The sequence below is a fragment of the uncultured Aquitalea sp. genome, from assembly GCF_945957525.1.
Lineage (GTDB): Bacteria > Pseudomonadota > Gammaproteobacteria > Burkholderiales > Chromobacteriaceae > Aquitalea.
In genome coordinates, this window is the sequence record NZ_CAMFLA010000018.1 from 26,648 (window position 1) to 39,411 (window position 12,764).

At 55.2% G+C, this 12,764-nt stretch carries 12 protein-coding genes; 6 read left to right on the top strand and 6 right to left on the bottom strand.

The window, feature by feature from the left end:
- The first annotated feature begins 19 nt into the window (after positions 1 to 19).
- The 6 genes from Q0P52_RS15665 to Q0P52_RS15690 are packed head-to-tail and all read left to right on the top strand — an operon-like array spanning position 20 to position 5,476.
- Complete coding sequence (locus Q0P52_RS15665) at positions 20 to 832, top strand: glycosyltransferase family 2 protein (RefSeq protein ID WP_293764877.1); 813 nt, start codon at positions 20 to 22, stop codon at positions 830 to 832.
- Positions 833 to 844: 12 nt separating this feature from the next.
- Entirely contained in the window at positions 845 to 2,143 is a 1,299-nt protein-coding gene (locus Q0P52_RS15670; RefSeq protein ID WP_293764878.1) for a hypothetical protein, read from the top strand.
- Between the two features lie 57 nt (positions 2,144 to 2,200).
- A complete protein-coding gene (locus Q0P52_RS15675; protein ID WP_293764879.1) occupies positions 2,201 to 3,223 on the top strand; it encodes a glycosyltransferase family 2 protein in 1,023 nt (340 codons plus the stop codon).
- Between the two features lie 9 nt (positions 3,224 to 3,232).
- A complete protein-coding gene (locus Q0P52_RS15680) occupies positions 3,233 to 3,457 on the top strand; it encodes a hypothetical protein (protein ID WP_293764880.1) in 225 nt (74 codons plus the stop codon).
- A complete protein-coding gene (locus Q0P52_RS15685; RefSeq protein WP_293764881.1) occupies positions 3,438 to 4,673 on the top strand; it encodes an acyltransferase in 1,236 nt (411 codons plus the stop codon). The genes Q0P52_RS15680 and Q0P52_RS15685 overlap by 20 nt, the downstream gene beginning before the upstream one ends.
- Complete coding sequence (locus Q0P52_RS15690) at positions 4,670 to 5,476, top strand: hypothetical protein (RefSeq protein ID WP_293764882.1); 807 nt, start codon at positions 4,670 to 4,672, stop codon at positions 5,474 to 5,476. Before Q0P52_RS15685 ends, Q0P52_RS15690 begins: the two co-directional genes overlap by 4 nt.
- 100 nt (positions 5,477 to 5,576) lie before the next feature.
- On the opposite strand, the gene Q0P52_RS15695 is transcribed toward Q0P52_RS15690, so the two are convergent.
- Genes Q0P52_RS15695 through Q0P52_RS15720 form a run of 6 tightly spaced genes read right to left on the bottom strand, consistent with a single transcriptional unit; the run spans position 5,577 to position 12,758 of the window.
- Positions 5,577 to 7,355 (bottom strand): thiamine pyrophosphate-binding protein, encoded by a 1,779-nt coding sequence (locus Q0P52_RS15695; protein ID WP_293764883.1) that lies wholly within the window; start codon positions 7,353 to 7,355, stop codon positions 5,577 to 5,579.
- A gap of 36 nt (positions 7,356 to 7,391) precedes the next feature.
- Positions 7,392 to 8,006, bottom strand: a complete 615-nt coding sequence (locus Q0P52_RS15700; protein ID WP_293813771.1) for an acetyltransferase — start codon at positions 8,004 to 8,006, stop codon at positions 7,392 to 7,394.
- 16 nt (positions 8,007 to 8,022) lie between these two features.
- Positions 8,023 to 9,210, bottom strand: a complete 1,188-nt coding sequence (gene neuC, locus Q0P52_RS15705) for a UDP-N-acetylglucosamine 2-epimerase (RefSeq protein ID WP_293764885.1) — start codon at positions 9,208 to 9,210, stop codon at positions 8,023 to 8,025.
- Positions 9,207 to 10,349 (bottom strand): aminotransferase class I/II-fold pyridoxal phosphate-dependent enzyme, encoded by a 1,143-nt coding sequence (locus Q0P52_RS15710; RefSeq protein ID WP_293764886.1) that lies wholly within the window; start codon positions 10,347 to 10,349, stop codon positions 9,207 to 9,209. The genes neuC and Q0P52_RS15710 overlap by 4 nt, the downstream gene beginning before the upstream one ends.
- The gene (locus tag Q0P52_RS15715; protein WP_293764887.1) at positions 10,346 to 11,332 is read right to left on the bottom strand and encodes an NAD(P)-dependent oxidoreductase; all 987 of its coding nucleotides are present in this window, start codon (positions 11,330 to 11,332) and stop codon (positions 10,346 to 10,348) included. Before Q0P52_RS15715 ends, Q0P52_RS15710 begins: the two co-directional genes overlap by 4 nt.
- A 43-nt stretch (positions 11,333 to 11,375) precedes the next feature.
- Positions 11,376 to 12,758 (bottom strand): nucleotide sugar dehydrogenase, encoded by a 1,383-nt coding sequence (locus Q0P52_RS15720; RefSeq protein WP_293764888.1) that lies wholly within the window; start codon positions 12,756 to 12,758, stop codon positions 11,376 to 11,378.
- Positions 12,759 to 12,764 lie beyond the last annotated feature (6 nt).

A 12,764-nucleotide genomic window follows, 5' to 3' on the forward strand; every position in this document is an offset into this window, starting at 1 on the left:
CTCCAACCACAAGGCCGCCATGCAAGTCAGCGCCTCACTGGTTCTGTTCAACAACCCGCCCGCCCAGCTGCAGCGGCTGCTGGACAGCATCGCCGCCAGCAGCACTCCTATTCGCCTCGTGGTGCAGGACAACTCGCCCACCACGGCGCTGGCGGCGCTCTTCGGCCAACATGATTATCGCCACAGCGGCGCCAACCTTGGCTTCGGCGCTGCGCACAATCGGGTCATTGCCGGCCTGCGCAGCGATGTACACCTTATCCTGAATCCGGATATCGAATTCGGCGCCGACACGGTGGCAACACTCATTGCCCCGCTGGAGGACGAAGCTGACATCGTCGCCTGCTCGCCCTTGGTGCGCTACCCGGACGGCAGCCTGCAGCGGCTGAACAAACTGCTGCCCACGCCGGCCAACCTTTTCGCCCGCCGCTTTCTGCCCTTTCTGGCCAAGCGGCTCGACTACGATTACGAAATGCAATGGTTCGGCTATGACCGTCGCATCGACTTGCCCAACGCGTCCGGCTGCTTCCTGGCCGTGCGCACGGCCGCGCTGCAACAGCTGGGCGGCTTTGACGAGCGCTTCTTCATGTACATGGAAGACACCGACCTTGTCCGCAGGCTGGCTCGTCTTGGCCGCGTGGCCTTCATCCCCGAAGCCGTCGTCGTGCACGAGTTCGGCAAGGCCTCGTATCGCAATCGCAAACTGATGTGGATCCACATCCAGTCCGCCGTACGTTACTTCAACAAATGGGGCTGGATGCTCGACAAGGAGCGTAGCCGTATCAATCAGCGCGCTCGCCACGCCAAAAGCCTGCCGCCCAAGGCCGGTTGCTGAGCCCGGCCCATCATGAAACCCAGCTTCGATCTGATCGTCATTCTCCTGTTCCGGCTGTGGCAAGCCGGTGCAGGCTTGGTAACCACTCTGCTTGCCGTCCACTTTCTTACGGCGGAAGAACAAGGCTGGTACTACAGTTTCACCAGCATGGCCGCTTTCTACACGCTATTCGAACTGGGTCTCTCCAGCGTACTTATCCAAGTATCCGCACACAGTTTCAGCAAGGCCGGCTGGAGCGCGGACTACCGCATAGAAGGCGGCAACGCCGCCTACTGCTCGGCACTGACGGGGCGGGCTTTTCATTGGTACGGCATGATGGCTGCGGCCTTCTGGCTGCTGATGCTGCCAGGGGGCTATCTGTTCTTCAGCTCGCAGCACGCCGGCCAGACGGTGAACTGGTTGCAACCCTGGGTCGCCATCTGCAGCTTCACTGCGCTGAGCCTGCTGTCCATCCCCTTCCTGGCCATCCTGGAAGGCAGCGGGCAAATCACTCGCGTCTATGTTGTCCGCCTCCTGCAAATCATGTGCGGCTCGATGTTGTGCTGGGCCGCCTTCTTACTGCAAGGAGGGCTATGGGCCACCGTCATGGCGCCAGCCATCGCCATGCTGCTTCCCGCCGGCTGGCTGCTGCTGAAACGCAAAAATCTGCTGCTCACCGCCGTACGCAATCGCAAAGCCCCATTCGCCTGGCGACAAGAAATCTGGCCCCTGCAATGGCGGCTGGCTCTCAACTGGCTATGCGGCTACCTGCTCACCCAGATCAACATCCCCTTGCTGTTTCATATGCAAGGGGCTGTCGTGGCCGGCAAGCTCGGCTTATCCCTCGCCATTGTCAACACCATTAGTCTGCTCTCACAATCCTGGCTTACACGGCGGGTGCCCGCCATGGCCTTGGCTGCCGCAAACAAGGACTGGCACTTGCTGGATACGACCTTCCGGCGCAACTTCATGCGTTCGCTGTCAATGTTCATCGGCATGGCTTCTGTCGCGCTGTTGCTGGTCAGTCTGTTTCCCCAAGTACGGTTTGTTCAGCGCCTGCTCGACCTGCCGGACTTCGCGGGCCTGCTCGCCTACACGCTGGCCAATCAGTTCATTGGCGGCCTCACTGTGCAATTGAGAAGCTTCAAGCGGGAGCCGTTTCTGTTGCTCATCGTTGCCACTACCGTTGTGGCAGTGATAGGCACCCTGATTGTGGTGCCGCGCTACTCGGTAAGCGGCATGATTGCCGTGCTCGACAGCATCTATATTTTCATCAACATTCCGGTCGCGCTCTTCCTGTGGAGAAGATACAACCGCGACTGGAGAGTCTGACCGCCGCACCCTGCAACGCGATCGACCTTGAATCATATCCAGAAAAGATTGCCCGCCATGTCCAATACCAGCCAATATCTACTGAGCATCGCCATTCCCACTTACAACCGCGCAGACTTTCTTAAAATCAACCTTGATCATCTCGTCAAAGAGATGCGCGGGATTGCTCCGGATCGCGTGGAAATCATCGTGTCAGACAATGGCTCCAACGACCACACTCCCCAGGTAGTCGAAGCCGCCATTCAGGACGGGCTCCCGGTACGCTATATCCGCAACCCTCAGGACATCGGCTCGGACGCCAACATTGCGCAATGCTTCAATGAAGCAAAAGGCAAGTATGTTCAGATCATGGGGGATGACGATCTATATCTGGAAGGGAAACTGGCGGACCTGCTCGACATACTGCAAGCCAACGACTACGGCGTGGTATGCATGAAGTCTTATGGTTACGAAAAAGACTATGTGCAGGAATTTCCGGGTGGGGGCGGCGAAGTGATCGACTACAGCGATGCCGGCAGTTTTCTGTACAAAATCGGTGCGCTGATCAGCTTTATCTCCGCTTGCATCATCAACAAAGAGGTACAGGCTTCTACTGACGCCAACCAGTTTTGCGGCACCAACCTGGTACAAGTGAACCTGGTGATTCAGGCCATTATCTCCAAGCCCCGCAATGCCTTTGTTGCTCGTTACATGCTGGCCTGCAAACGCAACAACTCTGGCGGGTACGACTTCTCTGAAGTCTTTGTTGAACGTATTTTCCGCATCCTAGACTCGTTCCAGCCCAAAGGCTTGACCGAAGACGCCATCAAGGCCTTCGGCAAAAAAATGCTGATTTCTTACTATCCGTTCAACCTGCTGCGCCAACGACTTTCCCGCGCTGGGGATCTCACAGCCGCCTATCGCCGCTTCCATGACCGGTTTGGCAGCTCGCCGCTTTTCTATATCTGGGTCGCGCCTATCCTCAAGCTGCCCAGACCGCTGGCCATCTTGTGGGCCTGGGTGACGGTATTCCTTGGTCGCGTACTTACGGGCGATCTGCGACGCGGCATTCACTTCGCCATCAATCGGCTGAAAGGGTGAGCGTCAGCAATGCTCAAACCTGGCAAGTTCAACGAGCCGGACATTGATCCGGCTTTTCTGTTTCTGAAACAGCATAGAACGCAAATCTGGCACCACTCACGTTATGTTTCGTCTGAAGCACTGGCCGGTCATGTAAGGGAATACAGAATCACGGTGGCATGGAGCAAAGCATTTCCTGATAATATGGAACTTGTTGCCAAAAATCTTGCTTACCATGAAACAGAAAAATCTTGAGATTGAACGTTTACGGGCAGTTGCCGTATTGATGACCATCATTGTTCACGCCCCGTTCAAGCAGCTATTCCATCCATATCTTTACTCCTCATTTACAGGTGTTGATTTATTTTTTGTTATTTCAGGCTTCGTCGTAACACTCTCATTCATCCCCACGCTACCCCAAAATAGCGCGCCCTCTCCGATTGCTCGACTCACTGACAGCAAGGATGCCATTATTGCCTTCTACCTTAGGCGCCTATTTCGTATTGCACCTTCAGCATTTTTCTACATTGGCCTTTACTGGATAGTTGCAGTGGTCATGCAAGCCACCGGCAGCAACGCAGGCCTTGCCAAGCCTGCAGATATTTTCAGAGAGGGCATTGCATTTGCTGGTGGAATTTATAACTATGCCATGGTTGCTGGTGCAATACCGACCAACATGTCACATTACTACAGCCTTTCAATCGAAGAACATTTCTATTTACTGGCCCCCATGCTACTTGTACTTTCTGGCACTCGAGCCAAGCGTCTGTTATCACTTAGCATTGGAGCCGCGATTGTTTTATTCATTGCACGACCACTGACACCAGGAAGCATTGCCAATCTTTCCCACACACGCTTTGATGAATTGTTTTATGGTGCAATTATTGCTTTACTAGTAAATAAATATAAAAACCTCAACATATGGCACTACCACAAATTAAAATCACACGCTGAAAATTCAAAATTACTTACCATTCTAGCAAACTCAAGAATTCGCGCCTTGCTCAAAAATACCACAGGCATAATACTTTGCATGCTGCTAGCAACTCTTCCCGGAGTAATCAACACTGACATTCTGGGAGGCGGATCAGGGCAGTTTTTCTTCTCAAGTGCCGCATTCTGCGGATATGCCATGATTTCAGTCACTCTCGTAGTACTCGCATCCCTAGAAAAGGGGTGGATATTACAAATACCAATAATCTCCACAGCACTCGAATATATTGGATCCCGATCTTACTCACTTTACCTTGGGCACGTACTACTTATTGAAATATACAATGACATTTATTTTCGTTTTTATGAAAAAATCACACCATTTTTAAAGCTCACGCAAATCGGATATGCAATTCAATTTTTAATCTTCCTTTCAACAGCACTCTTGCTGGCCGAAATTACATTTCGCACGATCGAAACACCTTTCAGAAAAGCAGGCGCAAAGATAATTAAATCCTACAAGGAGACATCAGCATGAAAATCGCCTCTTTATACTTAATACTAGCCCTTTATCCCGCCTTAGCTTTCGCCCAATATGATTACAATGATGATTTCACGAAATCCGTTAGCACTCACTACCCCCCCCTAATCAGGCTATTGATTACAAAGGGGGCTAATCAAAACACACAAGACATAAACGGCGACACGCCTTTGATTTTAGCAATCCGCACCCACGACAGAGAAATATCTGATCTTTTATCTCACTACCAACCAGATTACAGCCTGCAGAATAATAAACATCATTCAGCTGCGATTGAAGCAGTCATAGCAGACGACTCAGAGAGCCTTGCGATGACATTAGTTCGAGATGATATGCTGCAAGTAGCACAAGTCAGCGCTCTCGCACGGAAGCTAAAAAAAAGAAGATCATACAATAAGCTATCAGAAATATTAGGAGCTGCTAGCGCAGAAGAAATAAGCACCTTTTCACTAGAGAATATTTTACCTTATTTTAATATTGGCAATGCCGTTTCTATTACATACTCACCGCCAGACGAAATCCCCATGATTTGCGGAAAAAAAACAACCATATTTCTCTTTCAAGGAAAGATATGTAATATCGCGGGCGAGAACATCACAATAGAATGGCACTCTGTATCAAACTTAAACAACTACGACACAAAATGCTCTTCACAGCACCACTTTCGCATCAGCAAATCAGAAAATATTGAGAAAAATATAACTTACTTAGGTTCTTGTTCGAAAGCACCATTGCTCTTTCCCCAGTTGCCAACCGCTTTCAATTACAAGCAACTCTTGATTCCAGAATTGAAAAAATAGAATCTCCAATGATGACAAAGCCCCATCCAATATTAGCATTCAGAAAATATCACTGAATAAAAAACACCCGCCAAGGCGGGTGTTTTTTATTGTACGGCGATCAGACAATGGCACGAGCCAACTCCCGATTCTGCCGGGTTTCTTCATCAGGCAGGAAAGGGAACATATCGTCCAGCGGCTTGGATTCCAGCTTGCCTTCCGCATTGCGGAAGGTGGATGCTTTGGGAGAAATCCATTGCTCCGAAGACAGCATCACCTCGCATACCTCGGGCTGATCGGAAGCCAGAACTTTCCCCAACACCTCGTCTAGCGAAGAATGCTCGGACACCTTGGAGTAGCCCAGACGATACGCTGCGGCCAGCGCCTCGAAATCCGGATTGAAAACATTGGACTGCGGATTGGCGCCCACATAGCGAGAATTGAACAAGTTGTCCTGCGTCGCCTTGATGGAACCATAACCGTCATTGTTGAAGATAAACACCTTGATCGGCAGCTTGTTGGCGCCGATAGTGAGCAACTCCTGACTGTTCAGCATCACGCCGCCATCACCTGCAATGCACAACACCCGCTGCCCCGTACCATAATGCGCGCCAACGGCTGTGGGTAGATCCCAACCCATCGATCCCCAATTGCCGTTCAGCGCCGCGCGCTGACCGGCCTTGATCTTGTAACCCTGATAGAAGCTGACGCAATCAAGACCATTGCCAGTGACGATGATATCGTTCTGTGCCGACAAACGGGAGAGCGCTTCCATGAAGACGTAAGAGTTGACGAAGCCGCAATCTGCTCGCTGTGCGTCCGTCACCAGCGGGTACTTGGTCTCCCAATAGCGACACAGTTCCAGCCACTTCGCGTTATGGGCCTCGTAGCCAGCCAGCTTTTCTTGCAAAGCTGGCACGAAAGCGCGCAAATCCGCCAGTAACGGCATGTCCGCTTTCAGGGGATGGGCTTGGAGCTGGCCCGGATCAATATCAACGAAAATTTTCTTGGCGCCCACCGCAAACTTGGAAGTCTCAAAACCGGTCTTCGCCACGCAGAAACCCACCCCCAACCCCAGAATCAGGTCCGCGTTCTGCATGATCAGGTTGGCATGCCGTTGCCCGGCCGTGCCAAAGGTGCCGAAGGCGCAGGCGTTGTCCGATTCCAGCAAGTCCTTGCCGGTGTAGGGCGTCAGCACTGGGATCTGCAGACGCTCCACGAGCGCTCTCACTGGCTCGTACATGCCAGAGAGGCGCACGCCGTTGCCCAGAATCAACACGGGCCTTGCCGCGCTCTCCAATGACTTCGCCACCTCATCCAGCTGCGTCCGCCAAGCATCATCGCCCGGGGCCTCAGGTTGCCAATGGGGTAGCGCATCCAGATCAACCTCGGCGGACTGCATGTCCAGCGGCAACTCGATCCACACCGGACCGGGGCGGCCATTCTTGGCGATGTGGTAGGCCTTTTCCAGTTCGTACTGGATCATGGACGGATCGCGGAGGGAGACGGCATATTTCGTCACTGGCTTCACCATTTCCAGTACGTTGCCTTCTTGCGGTCCCACTTGTCTTACCTTGTCGTAGTCCGCCACCAGATTGGAACGTACCTGGCCAGATACCACCAGCATCGGTACCGAGTCATACCAGGCGCCCACGACCCCGGACAAGGCATTGACTGCGCCGGGCCCGAAAGTAGCGAAACAAACGCCGAAGCCGGACATGCGGGCATAACCATCGGCGGCAATGGCGCAAGCTTGTTCGTGATAGTTGCACACGTAATCCACTTTTTCGCTTTTTCCCAGCGCATCCAGCAGATACATGATGCCCCCTCCCGACAACAGGAATACATGTCGGGTACCGATTTTCTCCAAAAAGCGGATCACTACATCAGATACATTCATGATGAACTCTTCAAATGATTTGGCTTTACAAGCCGGTCAGGCGCGCAGTACGCAACCGCCATCCGCGACATCGGCGTCCACTACCGCATTCGCGGCGATGAGTGCATTGCTGCCGACACGGACCCCCGGCAACAACACTGCGCCGGCCCCGATAAACGTGCGCTCACCCACCTGCACGCCGCCGCACATCGTGACGGATGGCGCGATGAAGCAGTGTTGGCCGATAACGCAATCATGATCGATTCTGGCCCCGGTATTGACGACCACGCCGGCGCCGATCACCGCCGAGGCCTGCACGACGGCGCCCGCCATGATTTGCGACCCTTCATCCGCCTGCGCATGAGCCGAAACGATGGCGCTGGCATGCCGCACATTGATAAAGCGGTATCCCTTGTCGCGCCAGATTGCGAACAGTTTGGCGTTGACTCGGCTCTTGGGCGTGGCGCCAACACCGTTTGCCAACCAGACGGAGTCTGGTGCAAAGGATTGCAATACATCGTCGCCGCCAATCACCTCAATGCCCAGCACTTTGTCGCCGGGTTGCGCGACGGGATCAACAACGCCGGACGGAGTCAGGCCCTGACTTTGCAAAGCATCGATGATTACCTTTGCGTGACCGCCCGCGCCCAGCACATAAATGGGTTTACTCATGATTAGCTCTTCGCCCTCAGTTGCCTGAAGGCATGTAGTCATAGAATTTCTTGGCGAGAACGCCATCAAGCCCAACCGTTTTCAGCTTTTGCGCAATCCTGACGGCGGCGTCGCCCTTGCCGTAGAGCGAAACATCCTGCGGCAGTCCCGCCATAAACGACTCCGACAGGGCAAGATCAATGGCGCGTCGGATATCGCCGGCATTCTCGAGACAATCGATAACGGACAAGGCTTTCAATCGGCCCCGTTGACGGTCGCCGATATTGACCGTTGGCACCCGTACGGCCGGCGCTTCAATCAGCCCGCTGGAGGAGTTGCCGATCACCACGTCGGCGCACTGCATCAGACTGAGATAGCGCCGTTGCCCCAGCGAGTTGAAAAAGCGCACCCGCTCCGGGTAACGCGCCGCATAGGCCTGAATCCGGGAGCTGATGGCTGCATTGCCGGCATCGGCGTTGACTCCGGTGAAAATCACCGCAGCGTCCGGGTACGCCTCGAGCGCCGACATCAGTTCGTCAGCGGCAGCGCCCGGCTCCATATCGCCCAGCGTGGCGGGATGGTAAGTGACGAGAAATACCGGCTTCTCCGCCAGGGCCACGCCAAGATCCTGTTCCAGCTCGGAAAGAGACATCATCGGCGTCCGCTGCAAGTGGTCCAGTCCCGGCGCGCCGTAATTGAATACCATCGCCGGATTTTCACCCATCTGCAGAATGCGCTGCCGGTAGGCCTCTGCGGCGGCAAAGTGCACGTGCGACATTTTGGTAACCGCGTGGCGAATGGACTCGTCCATCGCACCCTCACTGGTTTCTCCGCCATGAATGTGCGCTACAGGTACACGCATGAACAAAGCGGCCTGCGCGGCTGCCAGCTCCTCATAACGGTCCCCCAACAGCACGACCAGGTCCGGAGACAAGCGCTCATAGGCTTCGGCAAACCCCATCGTGGCCAAAGCGGTGGACTTGCTGACGCCAACGCCCGAATCACCCGCCATCTGCATTTCGATGCGCGCATCGACAGGGAAACCATCCCGCACTACCACCTGCTCTGTCCGGCCCCACTGCTCGCACAGGTGAGCGCCGGTAACAATCACCTGCAACTGTAATGCGGCATCTGCCTGTACCGCCTTCATTACCCAGTACAAATGACCGTAATCAGCGCGGGTGGCCGTGACAAAGCAAATCCTGCGAGGGGCTTGATCGCTCACAACCCCACCTCCGCCATCACGATGGCGGCCACTTGCTCCAGTTCCGCATCACTGATGCCAGTGGAGCACGGCAGGGTAACGATCCGCTGCCAGATGCTCTCGCTGACTGACAAGTCGCCACGCGGACAAGCGGCAAAGGGGGCCTGAAAATGCAGCGGCTTCCAGAACGGACGCGCGTCGATGCCCTTCTCGCGCAAGCGGGCTCGCAGTGCTGCCGAATCGCCCTCCTTAAGCACAAATCCGGCAAACCAGCAGGCGCTTTCGGCGAAGTCCGGCATGGGAAAGGGTAAAACGCCTGGCAGCGCGGCAAAACGCTTGTCGTAAAAAGCGCTGATCTCGCGCTTGCGTGCAACAAAGCGAGACAACAACTCCATTTGGGCGCAACCGACGGCAGCCTGGATGTTCGTCATCCGGTAGTTGAAGCCAACCATGTCGTGATCGTAATCAGCACCGACGCGGGCAGTCGTGGTCAGATGACGCACTCGCTTGACAAGGGCCTCGTCATTGCCCGAAACGGCGCCGCCGCCGCCAGCAGTGACGGTCTTGTTGCCATTGAATGAGAACATGGTGAGATCGGCACCCAGCTCGCCAAGGCTGCGGCCCTTGTAGCGCGCTCCCAGCGCAGCAGCCCCATCGGCAACCACCGGCAAGCGGAACTCACGCGCGAGTGCAACGATGGGGTCCATGTCGGCCGGCATGCCCAGCGTGTATACCGGCACAATCGCCGCGACACGCTTGCCCGTTGCCTTGTGACGCAGTACGCCGTGCTCATCGCGCGCGGTTTCTTCGCGCAAAGCTTTTTCCAGCTGATGCGGATCCAGCGTCCAGCTTTCGCTATCGATATCCAGCATCCACGGCAGGGCGTGCGCGTGAGCAACCGCGTTTGCCGTGGCGATAAAACTGAGCCCTGGGATGATCACCAGGTCACCCGGTTCGACACCCACCGCGATCAACGCGGCATGAAGTCCCGTGGTGCCGGCGGAAGTGGCAACGGTATATGCGTAGCCTGCAGCCTCTCCCACCATCTGTTCAAACCGGTTGACGAAGGGCCCCACTGTCGAAACAAACGTGGAGTCGATGCACTCGTTAAGATAGGCCCGCTCGTTGCCGGCCAGGTTCGGAATGGCCAAGGGAATCATTTTGCGCTCACCCCGCCCTGGAAGACATTGGCAAGATACCAGTCAAAGGTCTGGCGCACGCCTTCTTGCAAGGATACTTCCCCGCTGACGCCGGTCAGGTCTTGCAACAGACCGGTCTTGGGGCAACGGCGCGACGGGGAGCCCGGTGTCGCCGGTTGCGGCACAAGATTGAGCTTGCGATCCACAGTGGCCACCACCACTTCGGCCAACTCGCCGATGGAAATTTCCGGCGATTCATTACCGATGTTGACAGTTTTTCCCAGAGCGCTTTCGGACTCGGTCAGCGCACGAATCATGCGCACCGCATCGCTGACGTAGCAGAAGGTACGACGATGGTCCACGCTGAATACATCCAGCGTATCGCCATCTTTCGCCTTCCACGCCTTGAACAACAACTCCGGGATCACATGAGACATTCCCATGCGCGGGCCATAGACATTATGCAAGCGGACATTGGTAACCGGCAGGCCGCTCATATTGCACATGGCTTCGCCGTACAGTTTGGAAAGCATGTAGCTAGTGCGGGGCTGATCCAGCCCGGTCAGGGCAATCGGGGTGCTCTCGGGCGTCGGAATCGGCATATCCATGTGGATCAGACTGCCAGCGTAGACTTCAGAAGTGGAGCTGAACAGCAAACGCTGCAGCTTCTCTTGACGGCGACACAGACGGATAACGTTGTCGGTCATCTTGGTATTGTCGGCCAGCACTTCGTAAGGCCGCTGCAGTACATGGGTCACACCGATGATGGCCGCCAGATGGTACACATGAGTGAAGTCGGTCGGCAAATCCCGCAGGGTGGATTCATCCAGCAAATCCGCTTTCAGCACCTTGACGCCCAACTCATTGATGCAAGACTCGATGAACGGGTCCTGCACGCCCCGCTTGAAGTTGTCCAGCAAGGTTACATCATGCCCCTCGGAAGCCAGGGAACGGGCCAGATGGCCGCCAACAAAACCTACACCGCCAGTAATGAGTACTTTCACGTCAGCTCCTGAATAATTTCAAAATTTGATAAAGCAATCCGGCTCAAGCGCCGCGGCCGACAGATTCGACTCGGCAACCCGCTTGCACAAAGGCTTCGCGCTGAGCTGCGCTGAGGCAATCATTGCTGTCCAGAATATAAGGCGTGCGCCCGTCCAGCCATGCAACCGGATCCAATTTCTTGTATTCCTTGTGCGGCACAGCAAACACCACCGCATCCACATCGGGGCATGATGGCAAGGCATCATCCACCGGAATCTGCAGGTCATCCCAATAGTTCAACAATGGATCGGCGCACGTGACCACCGCGCCCTCCCCAACCGCAATCTCATAGAATGTCTGGGAGGGAGAATAACGTGTATCCGCTACATCCTGACGATAAGACACGCCCGCCAGCAGCACTTTCGCGCCATTCAGTCCGCCAAGATGCGTCCGCAGCTTGTCTACGGGGTGAAGCGGCATGGCCTGGTTGATACGCACGGCCATCCGGGACAAGGGGAACTCGATGCCGTCCAGACCCAATATGTCCTTCGCGGCCAGATCGGCGAACAAGGGGTCTTTGGTCAGGCAGTAGCCCCCCACGCCGAAGCCCGGTTGGCGGATATTGCTATGCGTGGGCCGCTTGCGGATGGCGCCCACGACTTCGAACATGTCCACGCCGGCTTTTTCGGCAAACTTGCCCCACTCGTCCATGAAGGCGATGGTCAGTGCGCGATAGCTGTTTTCCAAAACTTTGGAAGTTTCCGAAGCCGTTGTATTGGAAAGACGGGTAAGCGGATACTCCGCCACGTTGACCACCGTGGACATGAAGGCTTCGCAGGCATCCGCGGCAGCCGGCGTATCCCCGGCAAATACACGCCAGTAATCCGTGATGGAGGCAAGATATTGGTCTCCAGGCATCACCCGCTCATAAGCGTGCGCCAGTAAAAACGCATCCTCCGGCAAACCTCGCTCAAGCGCGCATTGCGCCAGCGCAGGCTTGACGATGTTGCGGCAGGTACCCGGCGGCACAGTCGTTTCCACAATCACGAGGCATCCTTGCGGAATGTTTCGGCCAAGCGTCTTGATAGCCTCAAGGAAAGGCCCGGTTTTCAGATGGCCGTCCCCGCTCAGATCGCCAATATCGAAATGCACATCCACCACAACCACGTCTGCTGTTCGCAACGGTGCGATATCGGACGTAGCTTTCAGGTTGCCGGTTGCATGCGAATCGGCGGTCAGACGTATCAGATCATTATCCGTGGTGCCGAAGGGAAAGACGCCTTCATTCAGCTTGCGTATGCGCTCCCTGCCCACCGGGCTGTCCAAATCCAGCCCCACAACCCGATATAAAGGCTTTCCCTGCTGACGCATGCCAGCCTGGGCGCAAGCAACAGCCATGGCCGCGCCGACAAAACCAAGACCCTGAATACAAACTTGTTTCTGCATAATCAT